19 protein-coding genes are annotated in these 23610 nt (G+C 57.4%); 13 read left to right on the top strand and 6 right to left on the bottom strand.

From position 1 onward, the window contains the following. Positions 1-60: 60 nt before the first annotated feature. Together GOV79_RS05455 and GOV79_RS05450 are read left to right on the top strand one after the other, a co-directional pair. On the top strand, positions 61-672 hold the full coding sequence (locus GOV79_RS05455; protein WP_170788867.1) for a hypothetical protein: 612 nt from the start codon (positions 61-63) through the stop codon (positions 670-672). A gap of 520 nt (positions 673-1192) precedes the next feature. Then, the gene (locus GOV79_RS05450) at positions 1193-1636 is read left to right on the top strand and encodes a hypothetical protein (protein ID WP_170788866.1); all 444 of its coding nucleotides are present in this window, start codon (positions 1193-1195) and stop codon (positions 1634-1636) included. Between the two features lie 23 nt (positions 1637-1659). Here GOV79_RS05450 and GOV79_RS05445 read toward each other — a convergent pair whose 3' ends face one another. Further along, positions 1660-2400 (bottom strand): FkbM family methyltransferase, encoded by a 741-nt coding sequence (locus GOV79_RS05445; RefSeq protein ID WP_237217943.1) that lies wholly within the window; start codon positions 2398-2400, stop codon positions 1660-1662. A 121-nt stretch (positions 2401-2521) separates the two neighbouring features. Here GOV79_RS05445 and GOV79_RS05440 point away from each other — a divergent pair, with 121 nt between their 5' ends. Beyond that, positions 2522-3121, top strand: coding sequence for a superoxide dismutase (locus tag GOV79_RS05440; protein WP_170788864.1), 600 nt, complete (start codon positions 2522-2524; stop codon positions 3119-3121). A gap of 1423 nt (positions 3122-4544) precedes the next feature. Then, positions 4545-4997, top strand: a complete 453-nt coding sequence (locus GOV79_RS05435) for a host attachment family protein (protein WP_170788863.1) — start codon at positions 4545-4547, stop codon at positions 4995-4997. 35 nt (positions 4998-5032) lie between these two features. On the opposite strand, the gene GOV79_RS05430 is transcribed toward GOV79_RS05435, so the two are convergent. Further along, on the bottom strand, positions 5033-5596 hold the full coding sequence (locus tag GOV79_RS05430) for an LOG family protein (protein WP_170788862.1): 564 nt from the start codon (positions 5594-5596) through the stop codon (positions 5033-5035). Positions 5597-5722: 126 nt separating this feature from the next. Between GOV79_RS05430 and GOV79_RS05425 the strand changes: the two genes are divergently transcribed. The 3 genes from GOV79_RS05425 to GOV79_RS05415 all read left to right on the top strand — a co-directional run bounded on the left by GOV79_RS05425 (position 5723) and on the right by GOV79_RS05415 (position 9394). Further along, the gene (locus tag GOV79_RS05425) at positions 5723-7078 is read left to right on the top strand and encodes a LysM peptidoglycan-binding domain-containing protein (RefSeq protein WP_170788861.1); all 1356 of its coding nucleotides are present in this window, start codon (positions 5723-5725) and stop codon (positions 7076-7078) included. 78 nt (positions 7079-7156) lie between these two features. Continuing rightward, on the top strand, positions 7157-8962 hold the full coding sequence (locus GOV79_RS05420; RefSeq protein ID WP_269150117.1) for an ABCB family ABC transporter ATP-binding protein/permease: 1806 nt from the start codon (positions 7157-7159) through the stop codon (positions 8960-8962). 36 nt (positions 8963-8998) lie between these two features. Then, the gene (locus tag GOV79_RS05415; RefSeq protein WP_170788859.1) at positions 8999-9394 is read left to right on the top strand and encodes a DUF2147 domain-containing protein; all 396 of its coding nucleotides are present in this window, start codon (positions 8999-9001) and stop codon (positions 9392-9394) included. A 25-nt stretch (positions 9395-9419) separates the two neighbouring features. Here GOV79_RS05415 and GOV79_RS05410 read toward each other — a convergent pair whose 3' ends face one another. Together GOV79_RS05410 and GOV79_RS05405 are read right to left on the bottom strand one after the other, a co-directional pair. Further along, positions 9420-13208, bottom strand: a complete 3789-nt coding sequence (locus GOV79_RS05410; RefSeq protein ID WP_170788858.1) for an efflux RND transporter permease subunit — start codon at positions 13206-13208, stop codon at positions 9420-9422. After that, positions 13205-14437 carry an efflux RND transporter periplasmic adaptor subunit gene (locus tag GOV79_RS05405; RefSeq protein WP_170788857.1) on the bottom strand — a complete coding sequence of 411 codons (1233 nt, stop codon included), beginning with the start codon at positions 14435-14437 and terminating at the stop codon, positions 13205-13207. Before GOV79_RS05405 ends, GOV79_RS05410 begins: the two co-directional genes overlap by 4 nt. 227 nt (positions 14438-14664) lie before the next feature. On the opposite strand from GOV79_RS05405, the gene GOV79_RS05400 reads away from it, so the two are divergent. The 5 genes from GOV79_RS05400 to GOV79_RS05380 all read left to right on the top strand — a co-directional run bounded on the left by GOV79_RS05400 (position 14665) and on the right by GOV79_RS05380 (position 20014). Then, positions 14665-15336: a hypothetical protein gene (locus tag GOV79_RS05400; RefSeq protein WP_170788856.1), complete on the top strand. Its 672-nt coding sequence runs from the start codon at positions 14665-14667 to the stop codon at positions 15334-15336. A 42-nt stretch (positions 15337-15378) separates the two neighbouring features. Then, positions 15379-16701, top strand: coding sequence for a PQQ-like beta-propeller repeat protein (locus GOV79_RS05395; RefSeq protein ID WP_170788855.1), 1323 nt, complete (start codon positions 15379-15381; stop codon positions 16699-16701). Positions 16702-16749: 48 nt separating this feature from the next. Beyond that, positions 16750-18213, top strand: a complete 1464-nt coding sequence (der, locus tag GOV79_RS05390) for a ribosome biogenesis GTPase Der (protein ID WP_170788854.1) — start codon at positions 16750-16752, stop codon at positions 18211-18213. Between the two features lie 165 nt (positions 18214-18378). Continuing rightward, positions 18379-19365 carry a fatty acid desaturase gene (locus GOV79_RS05385; protein ID WP_170788853.1) on the top strand — a complete coding sequence of 329 codons (987 nt, stop codon included), beginning with the start codon at positions 18379-18381 and terminating at the stop codon, positions 19363-19365. 76 nt (positions 19366-19441) lie between these two features. Next, a complete protein-coding gene (locus tag GOV79_RS05380) occupies positions 19442-20014 on the top strand; it encodes a helix-hairpin-helix domain-containing protein (RefSeq protein ID WP_170788852.1) in 573 nt (190 codons plus the stop codon). A gap of 53 nt (positions 20015-20067) precedes the next feature. On the opposite strand, the gene serS is transcribed toward GOV79_RS05380, so the two are convergent. Both serS and GOV79_RS05370 read right to left on the bottom strand, forming a co-directional pair. Further along, positions 20068-21360: a serine--tRNA ligase gene (serS, locus tag GOV79_RS05375; RefSeq protein ID WP_170788851.1), complete on the bottom strand. Its 1293-nt coding sequence runs from the start codon at positions 21358-21360 to the stop codon at positions 20068-20070. Between the two features lie 72 nt (positions 21361-21432). Beyond that, the gene (locus tag GOV79_RS05370) at positions 21433-23094 is read right to left on the bottom strand and encodes a mechanosensitive ion channel family protein (protein WP_170788850.1); all 1662 of its coding nucleotides are present in this window, start codon (positions 23092-23094) and stop codon (positions 21433-21435) included. A 201-nt stretch (positions 23095-23295) separates the two neighbouring features. Here GOV79_RS05370 and yajC point away from each other — a divergent pair, with 201 nt between their 5' ends. Continuing rightward, a complete protein-coding gene (gene yajC, locus GOV79_RS05365; protein WP_170770420.1) occupies positions 23296-23583 on the top strand; it encodes a preprotein translocase subunit YajC in 288 nt (95 codons plus the stop codon). Positions 23584-23610: the final 27 nt, after the last annotated feature.

Below are 23610 nucleotides of genomic sequence, written 5' to 3'. Positions count from 1 at the left end.
ATCTGAACCTTTATCGTTTTGAAGTAGGGCCACCATGTCTTGTACTGGTGGCCTTTCTTTTTGAGCGCCCAATTAGTCGGTAGAGCCTACTTTGCAGCACAATTTATTGTCGTGCTGCGCTACGTTCTTTTCCCCCATTGCGGGTGCCTGACTTATGCGGTAGCAAAAGACGAAATATTAATAGTGACGTCGGTAATGAGAATTTCAAAATTACTTGTGTATGGCTTCATTGCCGGTCTGAGCCTGCCAAACTTTGCCGCTTCCGAGACATATGCAGAATCGTTTGAATGTGTCTTCGGCAAAGGCCTGGTAAACCGTCCAACACCAACGCGAGTCGTTTTTTCAGTTGATGAAAGTCAACGTTCCATTGTGCTTCACGAAGTTGAAATGCAGGGAATCAATACTCCGAAAACCTGGGCTTCGATCAACAGAACCAGCTATCGTCTACTTTCATTCAGTTGGTTCGGCGAGCTGTATACGTTTTCCGAAAACGGTCGTCGTACCAGGGTTGGCGACCCCAGAACCAAAGTTCTGGATATTGGGCGTCAAGAATTTTCAATCTTTTTGAATCGCCAGACTATGCGCGCAATTGCGAGTTCAAGATCCAATGTGCAGACGTCCCATGATGGCAATGCGAACGGGACCTGCGTTGAGATTGAGTTTTCAAGTTGAATAGCGAAAAGGTTGGCAAGTGAGGCCAAATTCAAGCGCAATTGCTCTCATTGGTGCTTTAACCATCATCCCGGTCGCTTCACTCTCTCAAACTTTCAAAGAGACGTTCGAGTGCGATTTCGGTCCGGGTATTGTCAGCAGCCCTACGCCTCAGCATCTTGTCTTTTCAGTCGATGAATATGGCCGATCTGCCTATCTTCACGAGGTGCAGCTGCCAAATGTCGATACACTGCCTGGGCACGCCCGCATCAAGCGCGACGGCGTCCGAAACCTGTCAATCGCGTGGTCCGGAAAAGACTATGTCTATTCTGATACAGGGCGCACTCTTTCTTCCAATGCATCACGCTCGGACGTTGTTGATCTGAAGGATCAAGAGTTCGCGGTTTTCTTGGATCGCAAAAATATGAAAGCGACAGCCCGGTCGGAATCCTACCTTGCTGTATTTTCACGTACCGGTTTCGCAGAGGGGAATTGCAGAGCAGTTCCTACACCAAATTAACCAAATGAAGGAAAAATATAGATGAAAGTTGCACTCGTCGCGCTGGCATTTTCTATCGCCGGAACAATGGCTCAGGCGGAAATTGTAAACTATGACTGTGAATTGCATAGCATGGAAGCGCAGGGCTGGATTCCCCCTCGGGTATTGCTGAGCGTGGATGCCGACAACAAGCGCGCGCGCGCCTACGATGGGGCGATTGCCTCGTACAACGAATACAAAGGCTGGTCGGATGAAAAACCGATGGACACAAAATTCAAGGTCAACCGAAAAGACCAGTATCAGATGCAATGGAAAGTGACGCTGTCGACCAGCACGACCCAAAAGCTTCGGGTGTCCTACATGGCGCGTCTGGACCCGAAGACAAACAAGTTTGACATGACAGCCCGGTTTCCAATGGTGGACGTTGTAAACCGCCCCAGTGGTGTCGGACGGTGTAAACCGGTTCCCAGTCCGAACCTGTATTGAACGAAGGAACGTCAGATCGGCATTTAGCCGTTCAGAAGGAATGTTTGGAAACCGGTCAGGGCAGGGGCTGAGGTAAAGGACTGCAATCCGACCTCGGCCCCGGTCGCATCCTTGCAGGACTTATAGAATGACAAGAGTTGCGCCAGTGCTGCCATCCTGTCGGCGCGCTGCTCCTCTGGCAACAAAGGCGCGTGGGTCGACAGGTACAGGGCCGGACGGTGTTCCTCCAGAAATGATATCAGGCTGGGCAGCACGGTGAATTCGGCGCCCTCAATATCCATCTTGACCAGTGACACTTGGGACAGGTCATTCACCGCCTGGAATTGATCCCAAGCGATGGTCAGCGCGTCAGTACCATGAGCGCCATCATGCAGCAGCGAGCTGGTGGAATCGCCGGGCTCACCCCGGACTGAGGCCATACGGGCGACGCCGAACTGATCCGACAAGGCCACCCCAAAGGCCGAGACATTGCGGATGTCATTCAGATCCAGGTTCCACGCCAGATAGCGGAACGCCGTGGGATCAGGCTCGAAACACCAGACCTGCCGTGCACGGCGTGCGCCATACAGAACCGTTGGCCCGATCCACGCACCGATATCCAGATAGTCGCGGTCGGGTGAAAGGTGCTCATCCAGAACCGCGAATGTCTCTGGCTCCCACTTTCCTGCAGTTGCCCTGCGCCAGAATTTCGAGTGATAGGGATCCAGGTGAAACGCTTCACCATTCAGGGACCCAGCATAGTACCCGCGGGCGCGGTAAAACATCTTGCGCGCCTGTGTAAGCATCGCGGACCTTTCGGTTTTGTGATCTCTGCCCTTGACCTATGGCCGTTGCCAAAGCATTTAACCTTTGGAACCGCAACAATCATTTCAACAGGGGGCCGAGATGGCTTTTGAACTTCCTGATCTTCCTTATGCACATGACGCGCTGGCAGCCAAGGGCATGTCCGCGGAAACATTGGAATATCACCACGACCTGCACCACAAGGCCTATGTCGACAACGGCAACAAGCTGATCGCTGGCACCGAATGGGACGGCAAGTCGCTGGAAGAGATCATCGTGGGCACCTATGACGCAAATGCTGTCGCTCAGAACGGTATCTTCAACAACATCAGCCAGTTGTGGAACCACAACCAGTTCTGGGAGATGATGGGCCCCGGCGTGAGCGCCATGCCCGGTGAGCTGGAGAAGGCTCTGGTCGAAAGCTTTGGCTCGGTCGACGAATTCAAATCGCAATTCAGCGCTGCAGGTGCCGGTCAGTTCGGCTCGGGCTGGGCGTGGCTGGTCAAGAACGCAGACGGCTCGCTGGCTGTCACCAAGACCGAAAACGGCGTGAACCCGCTGTGCTTTGGTCAGACTGCGTTGCTGGGTTGCGATGTGTGGGAGCATTCCTACTACATCGACTTCCGCAACAAGCGTCCGGCCTACCTGACAAACTTCCTGGACAATCTGGTCAACTGGGAAAACGTCGCCTCGCGGATGTGATCGGCTGACCGGTAGTACTTTTTTGAGGGCCTACTTGCGTAAGTGAGTGGGCCTTTTTTGATTCAGTTGTAAGTTGTTCGAGGTGGTCCAGGCCTTGGCGGAGCTTTTATCGTTCCTACGACCGGACAGAGATTTTAGCAAAGATGAAGCATTACAGAAACACAAGACTTTATCAGGCGCACATTTTTTGGAGTTGGCAAACTTTTTGCCGTGATCCAAATTGCGGCAAGTGAACCAACGCTCCGACTTTAGCCACAAGAGACCATTGTGATGCAAAGCACCGAGATGTAAAACCAGTGCATTTCCAATGGTTTAGAATCAAGGACTTCTACGCGATGATATGGCTGCCTCAGCATAAGGTTCTTTACCTAAACGCACCAAAAGCCGGGAGCGTTACAATATGTAACGCATTGCACGACTATTGCTACTTAAATGGCATTTCCTACAAGAGACATGCCGACTATGGCATTGTCGGCTCATCGGACTGGGAAGAACATCCCAACCGCCGTGCTATGGAAAACAAGCTCAATTCTCTTGGAATTTCGCTTGGCGACGCTTTTGTTTTTACTACTATCCGAAATCCCTGGCTGAGAGTTAAGTCGCACTTTAAGTTCGCAAGATATGACGCCAATGGACGGCCATGGTGGGACCCGGCGTACGATCCGGAGAGTGGGCACTTGAGCCAATCGGATTGGCTATACGGTTCGTCAAAAGGTTGGTCATGGCACCGTTCCAAGTCGAAGTTCGAGGAATGGTCGCGTTACTATCGATGTTCTTCGTATGCTCGTCCAGTTAGTCTATTCAATTCGACGCAAGTTTTTAAGATCGAAGATGAACTTGACACTTTAGTAAGTGTTTTGGACGAACGATTGCCAAAATTCTCGGATCTGTGGAAATCTCGCCCCAACAATCACGAAAATGTTGGGGACTACATGTTCACAGAGAAGAACGGAGCCCCACCAAAACAAAAACTAGAGTTCACGTTTGACAAGAAAATAGTGTCCAAAATCGCTCGTTTATGGAGTAGTGACATTAAACGAGGAAAATACCGGCTGCCAAACAACTTAATTTCTGGTTAGCGAGTAACTAATTTTTAGGAATGGAACCTTTCGCTTGTTTGTACAGTCGTTACGCTTGATTGGATTGTTCGCAAAAGTGTGCGCAACCTATTGGTTGGAACGCGTGTTACCGCTTCAATTTTCTTATAATCTGCCTGTCGGAAGATTCCCGCCGAAAAATTCGAATTCATCACAAAACATATTGTACGGGCCCCGGTCGTCCCTAGCTATATAGAGCGGAGGGAGAGAACCGCCAATCTACTAAAAACACTTAAACAGCGTGCCGAAAAACCGTTGGTACGCAACGGGATGCCTATGTCTGTTGAATAAGGGATGGTCACATAAAACCATAGCAGGAGAAAACGATGGTTGCACTTTCACAGGGAACTTGGATTGTCATCGCAGATGGCGAAAAGGCTTTGTTCATGGAGAATATCACCGATGCCGAAGACCCCAATCTGGTGGTTGTCTCCGTTGAAGAAACCGATGGGGCCAGCAGCAAGCCCTCGGACCGGGCGGGACGGCGGGCGGATTCGGGTCCGAACCAGAAATCTGCCGTTGAAGAACCCAAGTGGAAAGCGCATGCGAAATCCCTGTTCGTGCAGGATGTGGCCAATCTGTTGAACCGCAAGGGGCTGAAAGGCGCGTATCAACGCCTTGTTTTGGTCGCCAGTCCGCATGTTCTGGGCCTGTTGCGCCGTCGCCTTCATGGAGAGGTGCTGAGCAAAGTGGTCGCCGAGGTCGACAAGACGTTGACAAATCATCCGCTCCACAAGGTCGAGCAGGTGCTGATCAATCGTTTGAAACCAGCGACTTAAGCGGAGTTTTGAAAGCAGGTGACGTGGTCGCCTGCTTACCCTATGCTGGGTTCCAACAAATGCCGCAGATTGACCATGGCTGCATCCGGCCCATCGACCCATGTGATGAAATCACCCAGCGATGCATCAGCAAAGCCCTGACCTATGACCTGCTGCACAAGATCGTGCAGCGCGTCCCAGTAGCCATCCACATTTATCACCAGAATGGGTTTGTCATGCAGGCCCAACTGCCGCCATGTCAGCGCCTCGAACAGCTCGTCAAGCGAGCCAGGGCCGCCGGGCAGCACAACGACCGCATCCGCGTTCATGATCATGACCTTTTTGCGCTCGTGCATCGTTTCGGTCACGACAAAGCGGGTCAGATCGGTCTTGCCAACCTCGCGTTGCAGCAGGTGCACGGGGATGACGCCGAACGTGTCGCCACCAGCGTCCTGCGTGGCGCGGGCAACCTCGCCCATCAGACCTACATCTCCGGCGCCATAGACCAGTCGCCAGCCTTCTTGTGCCAGCAACTGTCCGAACCGGTGTGCAGCCTGCGCATAAGCCGCATTAACACCATTGCGTGACCCGCAATACACACAGACAGATTTCTGGGTCATTATATAGGCTCTCCGGGGTTGTATCTGGGGTTTTGACCCCTGATAGCGAGATTGATAGATTGGCTCAACCGTCAGGCAGAATGCGTGGAAGTCAAAGCATTTGCGCTGCGGAGTGGAAGGAAAAGAATGGACGATCAGTCTGGACGCGAAAGCTCCGGTACTTTCACCTGGGGGGTGATCGCCGGAATAGTGGTTTTGATCGGGGCGGGCGGGGCCTATCTGTCCGGCGCGTTCGATCCTGTGGCCGAAGACCCTGCGCCACAAGCAGAAGCCAACCCCGAACAGCCCGCGCCGACCGAAAGCGCGCAAGCGCCGGTCGTGGAGGAGGAACCGGCCACGTCCGAAGAACCCGTTGCTTCAACGCAGCCCGAGACGACCGCGCCGTCGGAGCCGGAGGTGGCTGAGGATGCTGCGCCGGCTGAGGCTGAACCAGTACCGGAAGACACGGCCGAGGCCGCGCCTGAGACAATCCCGCCCAGCCTTGATCAGATCTTTGTCGAGCCCGACGGTAACGCGGTGCTGTCGGGTAATGCCGAGCCGGGCTCGGTGGTGCGAGTGCTGCTGGATGGTGAAACGGTGCACAGTTTCACCGTGGATCGCAGCGGACAGTTTGCCGAGTTCGTCCTGATCCCGTTTTCCAGTGTGGCGCGTGGTTTGACGCTTGAAACCGATGGGCAAGATCAGCCCGTGCGCTCGGATGACTACCTGATCGCAGCCTTGCCCAAACCTGTGGTGGAGGCTGAACCGGTCCAGGATGAACCCCCGGCGACGGTGCAGGAAGACGATGCGCCACCGGCGGATGAAGGCACACAGATTGCCGAGAACACTGCGTCCGAGGAAGAACAGGCTGCTGAAGCTCCGGAAGAACCAGCGGCGGATGAGCAAATCGCCGCAGTGGAACCAGAGCCCAAAATAGAGGAACCGGAACAGCAGGTTGCAATCCTGCGCTCAGGTGAAGATGGGGTCGAGCTGGTGCAGCCTGCAACACCTCAGGAGGACGCGGATCAGGTAGCACTGGATACGATTGGGTATTCGGACACTGGAGATGTGGAGCTGACCGGGCGCGTGCCGGATGGCTCGGTCGTTCGGCTTTACCTCAACAATAAGTTGGTGGATGACCTGCCGCCTGCCGATGACGGCAAATGGCGCAGTGAGCTGGAGGATGTCGATCCCGGCGTCTATACTCTGCGCGTGGATGAGGTGGGCTCTGACGGCACCGTTGTCAGCCGGCTGGAGACGCCGTTCAAACGCGAACCGCTGGAGGTTCTGCGCGCGGCCGAGGCGTCCAACGCGGCCGCAGCCGCGGCTGCGGCCCCGGCTATCCGGTCCGTTACCGTGCAAGAGGGTGATACGCTCTGGGCGATATCGCGGGAACGTTATGGTGACGGTCTGTTGTTTGTGCGCGTGTTTGAGGCCAACCGCAGCGCCATCCGAGACCCCGATCTGATCTATCCGGGGCAGGTCTTCACCATTCCTGAATAATCCTGTACCTCTGGCCCTCTTGGGTCAGGGGCCAATCTCTGACCGCAGTTCTGGTACGTGATGAGACGAGCAGCCCCTATGCAATCCGCAGATATGCCTGAAACCGACGAGCGACGGTCGGGTTGGCGCACGATCCGCAAGGTCGCGCCCTACCTTTGGCCGGATGATGAGCCTTGGGTGAAACGGCGTGTTGTGATCGCCATGGCAATGCTGGTGCTGGCCAAGGTGATCGCGGTGTGCACTCCCATCCTTTATCGCGATGCGGTGGACAGCCTGGCCGGAGACGGCGTGCCGCCGCTGGCGTTGGGGGCCGTCGGACTGACCATTGCTTATGGTATCGCACGCATGATGAATGTTGGCTTTCAGCAGCTGCGCGACGCGGCCTTTGCACCCGTGGGTCAACGCGCCCTGCGCGCCTTGGCGCTAGAGACCTTCCAGCACATACACCAACTGTCGATGCGCTATCACGTGACCCGCCGCACCGGCGGCCTGAGCCGCATCATCGAGCGCGGTGTGAAGGGTGTCGAGTTTCTTTTGCGGTTCCTGCTGTTCTCCATCGGGCCGTTGATACTCGAACTGTTGCTGGTCGCGATCATTCTGATGTGGCTGTTCGACGTGTGGTATCTGGTCGTGGTAGCCGTCACCATCGCGCTTTACATCTGGTTCACCTTTGCCGTGACCGAATGGCGGGTGAAACTGCGCCGGGAGATGAACGATCAGGACACCGAGGCCAATCAACGTGCCATAGACAGCCTGCTGAACTTCGAAACCGTCAAATATTTCAACGCCGAAACGCGCGAAGCTGAACGCTATGATGTGTCTATGAAGGCCTATGCGGGGGCAGCGCTCAAGACGGCGTATTCGCTGGCTTTTTTGAATTTCGGACAGTCGTTCCTGATCACTTGCGGGCTGATCGGGGTCATGGTTTTGGCCGCAATCGGCGTGCAGAATGGAGCGCTGACGGTGGGTGATTTCGTCATGGTCAACGCCTACATGATCCAAATCACCGTGCCGCTGAACTTTCTGGGCACGGTCTATCGTGAGATCCGGCAGGCTCTGGTCGATATGGGGCAGATGTTCGATCTGCTGGAACAACCCGCCGAGGTGACGGATAAGCCCAATGCGCCCGCGCTAAAGGTGACGGGCGGCGAAGTGACATTGCAGGATGTGCGCTTTGGCTATGACGCGGACCGGGAAATCCTGAAGGGAGTGTCGCTGACCGTACCGGCGGGGCAGACGGTGGCCATCGTTGGGGCGACAGGTTCGGGCAAATCCACCATTGGGCGGCTGTTGTTCCGCTTCTATGACGTGACAGGTGGGGCGCTGAAGATTGACGGGCAGGATGTGCGGGATGTCTCGCAAACCAGCCTGCATTCAGCGATCGGAGTGGTGCCGCAGGACACCGTCCTGTTCAACGACACGATCCGCTACAACATCGCCTATGGCCGCGATGGCGCTACGCAAGAGGATGTTGAGGCCGCCGCAAGGGCTGCGCAGATTCACGACTTCATCGTGACACTGCCCGAAGGCTATAACACGAAGGTCGGCGAACGCGGCCTGAAGCTGTCGGGCGGAGAAAAGCAGCGCGTCGGGATCGCACGTACTTTGCTCAAGAACCCGCCGATCCTGTTGCTGGACGAGGCGACCTCGGCGCTGGATACAGACACCGAGCAGGACATCAAAGATGCGCTAGCGCGCGCGGGCGAAGGGCGCACGGTTCTGACCATCGCCCACCGTCTGAGTACCATCGCCGAAGCGGACCGGATCGTGGTGCTGGAACAAGGTGAGATTCTGGAGCAGGGCACCCATGACGAGCTGCTGGAACGTCAGGGCCGCTACGCCCAGTTGTGGAGCCGTCAGCAATCGGATGCCCAAGCTGCATAACCTGTTATACTGCCCCCAATGGTTAGAGGTCTGGTGATGCGTATTGCTTTGAAACTGGCAGTTGCCGCAATTGTTCTGAGCGCGATGCCAGCGCTCGCGTCAGATGATCCGATTGTCGGAGTGTGGAAGACTGAACCGGACCGCAAGAACCTAACCTCGCATATCAAGATCACTGCGTGCGGCGACAAATTCTGCGGTCAGATTCTGTCGGCCTATGATTCCTCGGGGAAAGAGGTGCAGACGCCCAATATTGGCAAAAAGCTGTTCTGGGACGTGTCCAGCCAAGGCGGCGGTAGCTATGGCGGCGGTGAGTTCTGGGTGCCGTTGATCAATGTGGACGCGGTACCGCAGATGACCTTGCAGGGCGATACGCTCAAGGTCAAAGGGTGCGAGCATCATATCTGCGCGCACCAGTCCTGGACCCGGTTATAAGGGCTTTCCGGCGGTTGACCCAGTTCTATTCGGCAGCTTTCAGCGGTGGACCAGGCGGATGACCCGGTTTCTGATCGCGGTCATCTGCCGTTGAATCATCCCAAACCATTTCGGACGCTTGCGCCTTGCGGGCAGCACGCCGGATCGCCACCTCTTGCGCAAGCGCGCTGTTCTCACCCGCCGTGACGCGCATCAGCAACCGGCTTAGCCACAGGGCGTAGGTCGTGACCCAGACGCGCAGCGCCAGCATCGAGGGCGTTACGATCAGCGTCAGCACCGTTGCAATGCCCAGCCCGAACACGACGGCGGTGGCCAACTGTTTCCACCACAGCGCAGTCGGGCTGTCGATCGAGTAGCCACCATTGATGAAATCCAGCGACAGGCCGAACATCATCGGCGTCAGACCGGCCATGGTGGTCAGCGTGGTCAGCAAGACCGGGCGGATACGGGATTCGGCGGTGCGTATGATCGCCTCGATCCGGGGCATATAGCTGCTGTATTCCTGATAGGTGTCGATCAGAACGATATTGTTGTTCACCACAATCCCGGCCAGAGCCACGATGCCCGTCCCGGTCATGATGATCGAGAAGGGCTGCTGCATCACCATCATGCCGATCAGCACCCCGGTGGTCGACAGGACCACCGCCAGCAGCACCAGCACCGAGTTATAGAGCGAGTTGAACTGCGCCAGCAGTATCACAAACATTAACCCCAGCGCCCCCAGGAAGGCATTCGCCAGGAAGGCACCGGATTCGGCCTGTTCTTCCTGATCGCCGGTCCATTCCCACGCAATCGCGGGACCAAACGGATCGCTATCCAGCCACTCGGTCAGCAGCGCGATGCGCTCGTTCGGTGTCACGGGCCGGTAGGTCGCGGTTTCAGCCTGGGACAGCAACTCTTGCATATCCGCAGCGCCGGTTAGTTGCACGACCTCATAGGTCTTTCCATTGCCCCCTTCGAACGTTCCGAGCGACGAGGACGCACCGTCCAGAACCTCGCGAACCAAGGCAAGACGCTTGTCTTCGATGCTCTGTCCTTCGCTGTCGGTCGACATGGCGACCATATCGACCAAACCCGGTTCCACATCCGCCTTCACATCATAGTAACGCTGCTGGTCGACGCGATTGATCTCGGCCAGTTTGGCGACAGGTTGGCGGGTCACAAAGTTAGACAGGGGCACCAGACCGTCCGCTGTGCGCACTTTCAAGGTATCCAACGTTGACAGCACGCGGTCATCTTCGGGCAGTCGGACGCGTATTTCGATCTCTTCATCGACCGTGTCGGGACGCATTTCACCCAGCAGTAGGCCGCGGGTCACAAGCTGAACCATGGCACCGACGGTCGCCACATCCGCGCCAAACCGGCCCGCTTTGGCAACGTCCACGTCGATCTGCCAGTCGATACCGGGCAGGGGCAGGGTGTCTTCGATCTTGATCAGCCCCGGCGTTTCGTCAAACACTCCGCGTGCGGTTTGCGTGGCAGCAGTCAGCTCAGGCCAACTGTCGCCCTTCAGGCGCAGGTGTACCGGCTTGGCCGAGGCCGGGCCCTGTTCCAGCGGCAGAATCTCGACCACGATGCCGGGAATGGTAGCCAGTTCGGCATTCAACTCGTCCAGAACGACATCGCCGTCAAACTCTGGCGCGATGGTCTGACGGTCCAGCAGACCAAACAGGATCGGCTCGGAAATGGTTGGGCGATCCTCCCATGGGATGATCTCGAACTGAACGCGGCCCACGGTGTCAGCGGGGGCCTGCGCGCCGCCATTGTTCTGCGTCAGGCCACCTTCTCCAGCGAAAGAGAACACATTGACCACGGCGGGGTGCGATCCGATGATCCGTTCGGCATCTAGAACCATCTGGTCCATTTCAGCCAGCGATATGTTGCCACGGGCGCGCACATAGGCAGTGGCTTGTTCGGGTTCGTTTTCGACAAAGAACTCGACCCCGCGATTGTTGTTGCCATAGGCGATCATGACCATGACAACAGCGGCACTTACGACAAGAATCGACACCACCGGCATGATCGGATTGCCGACTAGAAACTTAATCACATGGCCAAAGCGAGTGTGTTCGCGGGCGGTGTGCACATGCGGGTCCGGCGCGCGTTCAATCCGAGCGGCGCTGAGCGTGACAGAGCCGGCAAACGCCCCCAGCGTGAACAGGATGGCCCCGAATACCAAACCGCCCGAGCTGCCAGCAGGCATCAGATAGGCCGGGTTCAGGACCTGCATGGCCCCCAGAAAGATCAGCAGCAGTGCAGGCGGTACCAGCGCGACACGTGCGCGCCATGACAAACGGGCACGCAGCCAATCTGCGGCATGGTCGAACACACGGCTCAGACGGCCAGACACGCCGCCCATCACGGGTAGGTAGATCAGCGCAACGATCAGTGAGGCAGACAGAACAAAGATCAGCGTGACCGGCAGCATGCCCATGAACTCACCTGGTACGCCGGGCCAGAACAGCATGGGTAGGAAGGCACAGAGTGTGGTCGCAGTAGACGACACGATAGGCCAGAACATACGTTGCGCCGCCTCGACATAGGCATGCATGGGCCCGACGCCATCTTTGATGCGCTTGTCAGCATATTCCACCACAACGATCGCGCCATCGACTAGCATCCCCACCGCAAGGATCAAGCCAAACATCACGATGTTGGAAATACTGACGCCCATAACGGCAAGGAAGGCAAAACACAGCAGGAATGAGGTCGGGATCGCAAACCCCACCAACAGCGCCGCCCGCGTGCCCAGCGAGGCCAGAACGACGATCATCACCAGCGCAATCGCCGTCAGGACCGAGCCTTCAAGCTGGCTGACCATCGAGCCAACGATGCGGCTCTGATCGTTCGAGGTGCCCAGTTCGATCGTGGCGCGCATCTGGTCGGGCCATTTCGCCTGAGCTGTGGCAATGGTCTTTTTGACGTCCTCGACCGTGTCGATCAGGTTGAAGCCCTTGCGCTTGACCACTTGCAAGGCGACCGTGGATTCGCTGTTAAACCTTGCGGTGCCTTCGCGGTCTTCGAAAGTGTAGTTGATCTGCGCCAGCTCGCCCATGGTCACGACCCGGTCGCCATTGACCTTGACCGGCAGGTCGTAGACATCCTGCGCCGTTTTGAACGACGAGGGGATCTTGACCGAGAATGTACCCTGTGCGGTTTCGACCTCACCTGCGGCGATCAGTTGGTTGTTGTTCTGAACGACGTTGATCAGTTCTGCTGCGGTGACGTTGTAGGCCTCAAGACGCAGGGGGTCGATGATGACCTCCAGCAGTTCGTCCCGATTGCCCGCGATACCGGCCTCAAGAACCGAATCCATCGCTTCCAGATCGTCCTGCAAGTCCTTGGCGACGCGCGCCATTGTGCGCTCGGGTACCGCGCCGGTTAGGTTGACGATGACGATGGGGAATTCGGAAAAGTTGATCTCTGTCAGCGAATATTGCTCGGCCCCTTCCGGAAATTCGGCCTGAGCGCTGTTCATCGCATCGCGCACATCCGCCATGATGGCGGTCTTGTCCCAGCCAAAATCAAATTCCAGCGCGACCCCGGCATAGCTTTCGGCGGCGGTCGAGGTCATCTCTTTCAGACCATCAAGATCGGCCAGCTCGGTTTCCATCGGCTTGACCAACAGATTCTCAGAATCTTCCGCCGAGATGCCGGGGAACTGAACCGAGACGAACAGGGCCGGGATCTCGATATCCGGCTCGCCTTCTTTGGGCAGACCAATATAGGCATAGCCGCCAATCACCAGCGAGATGGCGATAAAGGCCAGGACCATCCGGGCCCGGCCAGCGGCCCAGCTGACGATTCCGGTCATTCGGTCAGGTTCCTGTAGGTGGGGGCGACTTTCACACCCGCAGTCACAAATTCCTGCCCGATCACGATGATATCCACCGTTTCAGGCAGACCATCGACCCAGACACCTTCGGACGTGTCGCGCAACAGTTGGATCGGCTGGAAGGCGACAATGTTGCCCGCCGCAATGGTGCGCACACCGACTTGCCCCTCACGGCTGAGGGTCAGGGCCGATTGCGGCAGCAGGTGCGCCTTGGTGCCTTCGGACGCGATACGAATATCCGCCGTCTGGCCATCGCGGATTGTCAAATCAGGGTTGGGGACGGTGATTTCCACCTCGAATGTCCGGGTAGTTTCGTCCGCGGACCGGCTGAGAAAGCTGACCCGGCCAGCCACCTGAAGGCCTGTAACCAGTTGCGCCGTCGCCTCAGACCCGACAATCACGCGGTTGACCTCGGTCTCAGGGACAAAGCCGACCAGCTTAATCGGGTCAAGCTGAATCACTGTGGCGCATAGCGAGCCGGGCAGCATCAGACTGCCAAGTTCGGCAGTGTCGCTTTCCAGTAGGCCTTCGAACGGGGCCTCGATCGTTTGACGGTCGATCTCGCGCCGGGCCGCTTCGACCTCGGCAATGGCGGCTTCGATACCGGCGCGCGTGGCTTCCAGACCGGCCTCGGCAGTTTTGATACCCGCCTCGGCGGTGCGCATGGCGGCCTGACTGGCAACCCGCCGCGTTTCCGACCCAAAGCCAGTTTCCGACAGTCTTTGCGCGGCGGTTAGGTTGATCTCGGCCTCGGCCACCAATGCGTGGGCTTCTTCCAAGCGGGCTTCGGCCTCGGGGATGCGGCTTTCGGCCTCAAGCTTGGCGGCCATTGCCTCGGCCAGACTGGCCGGGCGGGTGCCGGGATCCAGTTCACACAGCAAATCCCCGGCCTCGACAAAGGTGCCCTTGCGCTTGGGTTCCGAGATCACGGTCGAGGTGGTTTCGGCCAGAACTTCGACCTGACGATTGGCTTTTGTTTGGCCCCGCAGCGACACAGCGCTGTCAATCTCGCGTGCGACTGAACGCAGGGCAACCACGTTGACGGCGGACTTGTCCGAAGCATCTGACGTTGGTTCAGGCGACTCGGTTGCGCTTGTTTCGTCGGCTTCGGCCCGCCCTGCGAATGCAAACAACGCATCGCGCTCGAACACCAGCAGGAACAGTGCGACTGTTACCAGAACCGCATTTATCAGCGAAATCAAGCGCATAAAGGGTTTCTCCCAGAAATTTTCGCCAAGATGGTGTTGACGCACGTACTTAAATGTGGGGCTGATTGTGCAGCTTTTCCACGCTAAACTGAATAGTTTGGTTCACTTTTTTCCGCAAGCCAGTGCCGCCTAGTGGGAAATGTGCGAATTCGGACCCTTGGCTTGGCAAATGTGGCGGGTTATGACATGGCGCCATACACCACGGATTACAGCCCCGGAGGGCAGGGATGAGCGACACCGACAGTTTCATTGATGAGGTGACCGAAGAGGTCCGCCGGGACCGTCTTTACCTGCTGCTGCGGCGCTGGGGCTGGGTCGGTGTGCTGGCCGTGGTTCTGATCGTCGGCGGCGCGGCCTTCAACGAGGTGCGTAAGGCGCGGGCAACCGGACAGGCCCAGGATCTGGGCGACTCGATTCTAGCGGCTCTGGCGTTAAACGACTCGGCGGAACGTGCTGCTTCCCTGTCGGAGGTTGAGGCGGCGGCGCCAGGTGGAGATGCGGTCCTGAATATGTTGCTGTCGGCGTCCCAGGTTGAAGCCGGGTCCGAGGCGGATGCGGTTGCAAGTCTGAACACCATTGCGGTGCAGGGGGACCTGCCTGAGATCTACCGGGCGATTGCGGCTTTTAAAGCCTTGTTGCTGCAAGCGGATAGCCTGCCCATCGCCGACAGACGCCAGCAATTCGAAGCCTTGGCTGCGCCGGGTGCGCCGCTGCGCTTGCTTGCGGAGGAGCAGTTGGCGCTGCTGGATGTGGCTGAAGGCAATGTCGACGCGGCGATTGCGCGGTTGCAAGCGCTGCGCCAAGATGCCGAGATCGGTGTTGACCTGCAACAGCGTGCTGCGCAACTGATTGTAGCCCTTGGGGGTGAACCCGAACCGCTGATAGCCCGGCAGGGCTAATCCGGGGCGGAACACATATTGGACAGGCGAGTGCGCAACATCATGGTAACAAGTCTATTTTCCCGCGTCGGAGCGTCGGTCGCAGTTCTTTCCTTGACAGTACTGGCTGCCTGTCAGGAAGCCGAGGTGATCCTGGTCGGCCCCCGTGAGGATATCCGCCCCGCTGCGGATTCCGAGGCGGTTGAGACACGTGGAGCCAAACCGATCAGCCTGCCGGCCCAGCAAGCTAATGTAACCTGGCCGCAAAGTCCTGGCACAGCGGCGTTCCGCACCACGCATGCGCAATTGCGCGCGACTCCGCAACGGGTATGGTCGAATTCCATCGGTAAGGGGGATTCGCGCAAACAGCGCATCACAGCCGAGCCTGTCGTAGCAGGCGGTTTGATCTACACTCTGGACTCTGGCGCCGACGTCACCGCGACATCCGCACAAGGCGCAACTGTCTGGAGCGTTAATCTGATCCCTGCACAGGATGGCGACGCGGACGCCACAGGCGGTGGCTTGGCCTATGCTGATGGTGTTTTGTATGTGTCATCTGGGTTTGGTCGCCTTACCGCGCTGGATGCCAGAACCGGCGTAACCCGCTGGCAGAAACGGTTGAACGCCACCGGCAGCGGCGCGCCTTTGGTGAATGGCGGCTTGCTGTATCTGGTCGCCGGGGATGAGACCGGCTGGGCCGTGGATGTCAAAGACGGGCGGATCGCTTGGCAGATTCAAGCCACGCCGAGCGTCGGAAACGTCCTGGGTGCGCCCGCTCCGGTAATCGCGCAGGAATTTGCCGTGTTCGCCTTTGGCTCTGGCGATGTGTCGGCCACGTTCCGTCGTGGCGGCATCCGCCGCTGGAACGCCTCGGTGGCCGGTGGGCGCCGTGGACGCGCGGCGGCGCAGATCGTTGATGTCACCGGTGGCCCGATGGTGGTGGGTGACACGATTTATATTGGGAACCACTCGGGCCGCACCGTGGCCTTTGACGCGGATTCCGGTGAGCGAAAGTGGACCGCCGATGAAGGCGCAATTGATACGGTTTGGCCTGCGGGCAACAGCATTTTCCAGGTCAGCGACCGCAGCCAGCTGATCCGTCTGGACGCAGCGACTGGTCAGGTAGTCTGGGCGCAGGACTTGCCAGGCTTCGTAAAGGACAAACCCAACCGTCGTGGTCCCATAGTGGCTCACTACGGCCCGATTCTGGCCGGAGGGCGCATCGTAATCGCCTCGAATGATGGCTACCTGCGCTTCTTTAATCCCGTCGATGGCGCGCTGGTCAACCGGGTCGAGGTCCCCGGCGGTGCCACCACTGCGCCTGTCGTGGCTGGGCAGACCTTGTATGTTGTATCGACCAAAGGTGATCTACACGCTTTCCGTTGACGAAAAGATGCGCTAAAGGGCGCGTCTGAGTCTTGAAAGTTGAATGTCATGTCACTGACCCTCGCCATCGTGGGGCGCCCGAATGTGGGCAAATCCACCCTTTTCAACCGCCTTGTTGGTAAACGTCTGGCCTTGGTCGACGACCAGCCCGGCGTGACGCGCGACCTGCGCGAGGGCGAAGGGCGTCTGGCCGATCTGCGTTTTACCGTGATTGATACCGCCGGGCTTGAGGACGCCACCGATGACAGCCTTCAGGGTCGGATGCGTCGACTGACAGAACGCGCTGTAGACATGGCGGATGTCTGTCTGTTCATGATCGATGCGCGGGTTGGCGTGACACCGACCGATGAGCTGTTTGCCGATATCCTGCGCAAACGTTCGAAACATGTGATCCTTGCGGCGAACAAGGCCGAAGGCTCAGCCGCCGATGCCGGTGTGCTTGAGGCTTATAATCTGGGCCTTGGCGAACCCGTCCGACTGTCGGGCGAGCATGGCGAGGGGATGACGGACCTTTATACCCAGTTGATGCCTCTGGCTGATGCAGCCGAGGAGCAGGCCGTCGATGACGCCCCCCAGACCGATATCGAACTGGATGAGGATGGTGAGGGCGAAACCCCTCTGATCACCGCAGCTAAGCCGTTGCAGGTGGCTGTTGTAGGTCGCCCGAATGCGGGAAAATCTACGTTGATCAATAAGATCATGGGCGAAGATCGTCTGCTAACCGGCCCCGAGGCCGGGATCACCCGCGACGCGATCAGCCTTCGGGTAGACTGGGCCGACCCGGATGGCGACAGCACGCCGATGCGGATTTTCGACACGGCAGGCATGCGCAAAAAGGCCAAAGTGCAGGGAAAGCTTGAAAAGCTCTCGGTTTCCGACGGGTTGCGCGCGGTGAAGTTCGCCGAGGTCGTGGTGGTTTTGCTGGATGCAGCAATTCCATTTGAGCAGCAAGACCTGCGTATCGCCGATCTGGCTGAACGCGAAGGTCGCGCGGTCGTCATCGCAGTGAACAAATGGGATATTGAAGAGGACAAGCAGGAGAAACTGCGCGACCTCAAGGAATCCTTTGAACGGCTGCTGCCGCAACTGCGCGGCGCGCCTCTGATCACGGTGTCCGCCAAGACGGGCCGGGGTCTGGAACGTCTGCGTGCGGCCATCCTGCGTGCGCATAATGTGTGGAATCGCCGTGTGCCCACGGCTGCGCTGAACCGCTGGCTGACTGCGATGCTGGAACAGCACCCACCGCCGGCACCGCAGGGCCGCCGGATCAAGCTGCGCTATATGACGCAAGCCAAAACCCGCCCGCCGGGGTTTGTGGTGATGTGCTCGCATCCCGACAAGATGCCCGAAAGCTATAACCGCTATCTGATCAATGGCTTGCGCGAGGATTTTGACATGCCCGGTACGCCCATCCGCCTGACATTGCGCGGCCAGGGCGACAAGAACCCCTACAAAGGACGGCGTAAGAAAAACGCCGGTGCTTTGGCCAAACATCTCAAAGGGCGCGCGTAACCGCGCCAAATCGCAGCATTTTCGGTTGAGGGGCGTGACAGGCCCCAAACTGCACGCTAGCATTCACTGGCGTGCATTTGTTTTCGCGCGTGCGGGTTGCATGTGAGAATTCCACGCTTAATTTCAAAGTGATATTAAACCGGGCCATCGTGAGGGGCGGGCTGGATGGATCTAAGAGAATACACGCGACAATATGCGGTGCAGGACAACCGGCTGGCGGCTCTCAGTTATTTTGGGACTTTCGCGGTGTATTTTGCATCGCTTGCGCTGGCCATCGCTTATGTGGATCGCTGGTATATTATGGTCCCCGCCGGGATTGTTTTCGCATTTGCCGCCGTGCGGCTGTATGTCTTGCAACACGATTGCGGCCACCATTCCCTTTTCGAAACACGTCTACAAAATGAATGGGCCGGGCATGGGCTGTCACCTTTCACCTTTGCCCCGTTCGAAGTGATGAAGCAGAACCACAATCTGCACCATTCCGGAATCGGAAACCTGGAACATCGCGAAACCGGTGAAATTCACACGATGACAGTGCGCGAGTGGACTAAGGCGGACTGGAAAACCCGTTTGTTCTATCGCCTTTACCGCAATCCGTTCATCCTTGTCCCAGTGGGCGCATTGTTCACCTATTTCATCCGTTATCGCTGGCCTAAGAACACGATGCGGTTCGGTGTGACCGGTGTCGTTCTGCACAACCTGTCTATCATCGTGTTTCTGGGGCTGCTGTACCTGATAGCGGGCAGTACCGGCATTCTGGTGTGGCTTGTCTTCTCTTTGTTGGGTGGGATGCTGGGCGTATTCCTTGTATATCTCCAGCATAATTTTGAGGATACCTATTGGGATCGGCGTCCTGACCTGGACCCTAAACTGGCGGCTTTGCAGGGGTCGTCCGCATTGGATTTCGGTTGGTGGTTCGACAACGCGGTGGCCTGCATTACGTTGCATGACATCCACCATTTCAACGCGCGTATCCCGTCTTACCGACTGCGGGAATGTCACTACAACCTACCGCCCGAATACACGCCGCGCCGGATCAAGTTCCCCGAAGCGGTGGCGGCATTGAACCTCAAACTGTGGGACGAAGACGCCAAACGCCTGGTGCCGTTCCCAAAGAAACGACAAACAGCCGACTTGGCCCATAGCAGTTAGGTCTAGGATCATACGGCTTGCGGATCTGTATATTCAGTGTATATACATCCGCTTGGAGATACAGAAAGGACAAGGAATGACCTCAGTGACCGACGTTAAAGGTGTGGGCAAAGCGTTAGGACAAGCGCTTACGGCAAACGGTTTTAGAACCGCAGAAGCCATCGCCAAGGCAAGCCCTGCCGATCTGGTCAAGGTCCCCCGAATTGGTGTCGCGCGTGCGCCGCTGCTGATCGCTGCAGCGAAAGAGGCGATTTCGACCAAACCAGCCGTCAAGCCGGCCGCCACCAAGCCAGCCGCACGCCGAACATCGACGCGCAAACCGGCGGCGCGTAAACCGGTCGCGCGCAAGACGGTGGCCGCTGCCGAAAAAACGGCTGAGGCGGCGGCCCGCAAAGCGGCCGAGGAAAAAGCAGCCGCAGATGCCGCCGCAGCCAAAGCACGGAAAAAAGCCAAGGCCAAAGCCAAAGCGGAAAAGGCCGCCAAAAAACGCGCCGAGATGGAGGCCGTGTTCTCGAAAGCCAAGGACAAGGTGAAGGCAAAGGCGAAGAAGGACAAAAAGTCCAAAAAGGACGACAAGTCCAAGGACAAGAAGAAAAAAGACGACAAGAACAAAGACAAGAAGAAAGAAAAGAAAAAGGCAAAGAAGTAACCCTTCCTCGCCTTTGAGATTTGCGAACCGGCGGCTGTGGCGCGCCGGTTTTCTTATGCCAAGCTGCCGTCTAGTTGCAGTGTCAGCTTGCCACCAAGATAGGAAGCCAGCACCTTGGGCAGGGTGACGGTGCCGTCGGCGTTCTGGCCGTTTTCCAGCACTGCAATCAGGCAGCGCCCCACAGCAAGCCCTGAGCCGTTCAGCGTGTGGACATATTCCGGCTTACCCCCGCCTTCGGGACGGAAGCGTGCGTTCATGCGACGAGCCTGAAAGTCTCCACAGGTCGAGACCGAGCTGATCTCGCGGTACGTATCCTGACCGGGCAGCCAGGCTTCGATGTCATAGGTGCGGCGCGCGCCAAAGCCCATGTCGCCGGTACACAGGATCACGGTGCGATAGGGCACGCCCAGCTTTTCCAGGATCCCTTCGGCGCAGCGCAACATGCGCTTCTGCTCGTCGTCGGAATTGTCCGGATGTGTGACGGAGACCATCTCGACCTTCTCGAACTGGTGCTGACGCAGCATCCCGCGCGTATCTTTGCCGGCAGAACCGGCCTCGGACCGGAAGCACAGCGAATGCGCGGTATAGCGGCGGGGCAGGTAGCTTTCCTCGATCAGCGTGTCGTTGACGATATTGGTCAGCGAGACCTCGGACGTGGGGATCAGCCACCAGCCTTCGCGGGTCTGATAGCTGTCTTCGCCGAATTTCGGCAACTGGCCGGTGCCCTGCATCATTTCCGACAGAACCAGAACAGGGCCGTTAACCTCGGTCAGGTCGTTCTCGTTGATATGTGTGTCCAGCATGAACTGCGCCAGCGCGCGGTGGATGCGCGCAACGCCGCCGGACAGCAGCACAAAACGCGAGCCGGACAATTTCGCGGCGGTCTCGAAATCCATGCCGTTTTGAACGGCCTCAATCTCAAAATGCTCTTTTGGGGCAAAGTCCATTTCGCGCGGGGTACCCCAACGGCTCACCTCGACATTGTCGTTCTCATCGGCACCTTCGGGCACATCCTCGGTCGGCAGGTTGGCGATGCGGATCAGTTGATCCGTCAGCAGAGCGTCCAGATCCTTGGCTTCGGTCTGCATTTGGGCGATCTCGGCCTTTTTCTCGGCGACTAGCCCGCGCAGACGTTCGAACTCGGCCTCATCGCCGCGCGCTTTGGCGGCGCCGACCTCTTTGCTGGCCTTGTTCTGTTCGGCCTGAGCGGTCTCAGCTGCCAGAATTTTCGCACGGCGGCTTTCGTCCAGCCGAAGCAGGTCCGACGACACCGGCGCGTCCCCACGGCGCGCAAGGGCGGCGTCGAAGGCGGCGGGGTTTTCGCGAATGGCGCGGATGTCGTGCATGTCTCAGATCCTTGAATGCGTGAATCACTGAGAGCGCTTATGCACCATCTGAACCGCAGGGTGTAGCACCGGTTACGACTTATCCGCGCCCTCGTGGGATTCATGCGCCAGATGGCCATCCCAGTCTTCGCTGGGGATTTTCGGATCGGGCGGATCTGCCATATAAGACGGCGTCATGATCTGCACGCCGTTTTCGTTGAACACGGCCACGATATTGCGGTGCAGGTCCGAGCGGATTTTGGGAATGATGCTGCCCCGCGTGGTATAGCCGTTGATCTGGTAGTTAATCGCGTAATCGGCTAAAGCAGTCCACAAAACAAAGGGTTCCGGCTTGGCCTTGATCCCCTTAGTGCGGTGGGCAGCCTCGATTAGCATGGCCTCGACCTTCTCGGGCGGTTCCTCATAGCCGATGCCGACAGTGGTGTGCAGTAACAGCCCGCTGCCATCGGTTTTCTTGGAAAAATTCACCACGTCCGAGTTCATCAACTGCGCGTTGGGGATCGAGATCAGTTCGTTCTTGATGGATTTCAGATGCGTCTCCATCAGCTTGATCTGCACCACGTCGCCAATGTGATCGCCAATCTGGATGCGGTCCCCAATCGAGGTCGAGCGGCGATAGATCACAAACAGCCCCGCCAGCATGTTTGAAACGACCGAGTTTGCGCCCAGCGACAGCATTGCGCCCACCAGAATGGTCAGGCCTTGAAAGGCAGCCGAATCTGATCCCGGAATGTAAGGAACGGCAAAGACCAGCGCGATCAGGATGACGACGACACGCGCGATGTTGAAGGTTGGGCTCACCCAATGTTTCTCAAAATCCCCCAGATCGAAGGACCCGGCCTCAACGGCGTCAAAGAACACCCGCATGCCCCGAATGATGTAAAGCGTGACCCAGCTGATTAGACCCAGCATGATCAAGTTGGGGATGTAACTAAGGATGCCCTTGAAGATCAGTAGAACAGGCTCAGTTAGGTAAGTCAGCAGAAGCTGCGCGAAGTACCGTGTTTCGGCAAAGGCGAGTAGGACGAAGGACAGATAATAGTAGAAACCCAGAAAGAAGATCACCAGCAGGACGAAATTCAGGGTATATCGAACCAGTGCGGCAATCGCTTCAGCCTGAACGCTTTTTGCGGTGGCGTTTTCCACGTCCTTCAGATGCCGTTGTACGAATTTCAGCGTCTTGCGTCTGATCCTGCGATGCAGCCAAAGGATGATGGCAACAAAGATACCAAAGCCTATTGTCCATGCGGTGGCTTCAATCGCTCCGGAAACTCGCGCTTGATCAGTTCGATTGGACCTGTAGGCTAGGATCGCTTGCTCAATGGCCTCGCCATGGAGAAAACCGAGAACTTCCAGTTCAATCTGCTCCAGTTCCGCGTCGGCGACCGTCACAACCGATACCGAAAGTCCGTCGACCAGTATGCGTGTACCGAGTTCAGTATCCTCATAAGTGATTGTGACTTCAAGGTTATCTGAAGCTTCGGCCGCTTCTATTATTTTTTCCTGTACTGCTTCGGCGCGTTCCGATGCTGGTAGTGCGCTGGAACCACGTAAGAAAAACAGAGTATCGCCGTCGACGATAACGGGTGCTTTGAAGGTCTCGGATTGTTCTTCGTTTTCGACAGGTGCTTCGACAGTTTCCTGACCAGAAGCAGGCGCCGCACAAAGGCCAACCCACAGGGTCGTGACCAGTATCTGAAGTAGCAATCCCAGTTTCAGATGAATGTGCGCCATTGGACCTCCCGCGGTTCAACTATATCGACGCAAGCGCTTGTTTCTAGGACTTAACTGCAACGCTTGGCCAAATCTTTGCGCATTATCTGAGTTTCGGTGCAAAAACCTGTACCGCCATTCCTTGCAAACAGTCAGTTCAAAGAATAGGTTCTCGCAAAATTTGCGGGCCCTCCGCAAACACCAAACCAAAAGGAATATCCCATGGAAGGTGGCGCAATCGCCCAGTTTCTCCCGCTGATCCTGATCTTTGCGATCATGTATTTCCTGCTGATCCGTCCTCAGCAGAAAAAGATGAAGGAACATCAGGCCATGGTCGAAGCTGTGCGCCGGGGTGATCAGGTGGTCACGCAGGGTGGCCTGATCGGCAAAGTGTCGAAGGTCAAGGAAGGCGAGAACGAGATCGAGGTTGAACTGGCCGAGGGTGTCAAGGTTCGCGTCGTCAAATCGACCATCGCGCAGGTTCTGAACAAGACCGAACCGGCGAAGTAACGTCGCGCGTCAAATCCTTGAAAAGGC

Source organism: Ruegeria lacuscaerulensis, from assembly GCF_013034745.1.
Lineage (GTDB): Bacteria > Pseudomonadota > Alphaproteobacteria > Rhodobacterales > Rhodobacteraceae > Ruegeria > Ruegeria lacuscaerulensis_B.
Note: the sequence above shows the minus strand (reverse complement) of the source record. Positions and strands in the feature narration are given on the sequence as shown.

What these genes read in the sequence shown, in the direction of transcription:
- GOV79_RS05450 (WP_170788866.1), top strand. Translation starts at nt 1,193, where the DNA reads ATGAAAGTTGCACTCGTCGCGCTGGCATTTTCTATCGCCGGAACAATG.
- GOV79_RS05445 (WP_237217943.1), bottom strand. Translation starts at nt 2,400, where the DNA reads ATGTTTTACCGCGCCCGCGGGTACTATGCTGGGTCCCTGAATGGTGAA.
- GOV79_RS05440 (WP_170788864.1), top strand. Translation starts at nt 2,522, where the DNA reads ATGGCTTTTGAACTTCCTGATCTTCCTTATGCACATGACGCGCTGGCA.
- GOV79_RS05435 (WP_170788863.1), top strand. Translation starts at nt 4,545, where the DNA reads ATGGTTGCACTTTCACAGGGAACTTGGATTGTCATCGCAGATGGCGAA.
- GOV79_RS05430 (WP_170788862.1), bottom strand. Translation starts at nt 5,596, where the DNA reads ATGACCCAGAAATCTGTCTGTGTGTATTGCGGGTCACGCAATGGTGTT.
- GOV79_RS05425 (WP_170788861.1), top strand. Translation starts at nt 5,723, where the DNA reads ATGGACGATCAGTCTGGACGCGAAAGCTCCGGTACTTTCACCTGGGGG.
- GOV79_RS05420 (WP_269150117.1), top strand. Translation starts at nt 7,157, where the DNA reads ATGCAATCCGCAGATATGCCTGAAACCGACGAGCGACGGTCGGGTTGG.
- GOV79_RS05415 (WP_170788859.1), top strand. Translation starts at nt 8,999, where the DNA reads ATGCGTATTGCTTTGAAACTGGCAGTTGCCGCAATTGTTCTGAGCGCG.
- GOV79_RS05410 (WP_170788858.1), bottom strand. Translation starts at nt 13,208, where the DNA reads ATGACCGGAATCGTCAGCTGGGCCGCTGGCCGGGCCCGGATGGTCCTG.
- GOV79_RS05405 (WP_170788857.1), bottom strand. Translation starts at nt 14,437, where the DNA reads ATGCGCTTGATTTCGCTGATAAATGCGGTTCTGGTAACAGTCGCACTG.
- GOV79_RS05400 (WP_170788856.1), top strand. Translation starts at nt 14,665, where the DNA reads ATGAGCGACACCGACAGTTTCATTGATGAGGTGACCGAAGAGGTCCGC.
- GOV79_RS05395 (WP_170788855.1), top strand. Translation starts at nt 15,379, where the DNA reads ATGGTAACAAGTCTATTTTCCCGCGTCGGAGCGTCGGTCGCAGTTCTT.
- der (WP_170788854.1), top strand. Translation starts at nt 16,750, where the DNA reads ATGTCACTGACCCTCGCCATCGTGGGGCGCCCGAATGTGGGCAAATCC.
- GOV79_RS05385 (WP_170788853.1), top strand. Translation starts at nt 18,379, where the DNA reads ATGGATCTAAGAGAATACACGCGACAATATGCGGTGCAGGACAACCGG.
- GOV79_RS05380 (WP_170788852.1), top strand. Translation starts at nt 19,442, where the DNA reads ATGACCTCAGTGACCGACGTTAAAGGTGTGGGCAAAGCGTTAGGACAA.
- serS (WP_170788851.1), bottom strand. Translation starts at nt 21,360, where the DNA reads ATGCACGACATCCGCGCCATTCGCGAAAACCCCGCCGCCTTCGACGCC.
- GOV79_RS05370 (WP_170788850.1), bottom strand. Translation starts at nt 23,094, where the DNA reads ATGGCGCACATTCATCTGAAACTGGGATTGCTACTTCAGATACTGGTC.
- yajC (WP_170770420.1), top strand. Translation starts at nt 23,296, where the DNA reads ATGGAAGGTGGCGCAATCGCCCAGTTTCTCCCGCTGATCCTGATCTTT.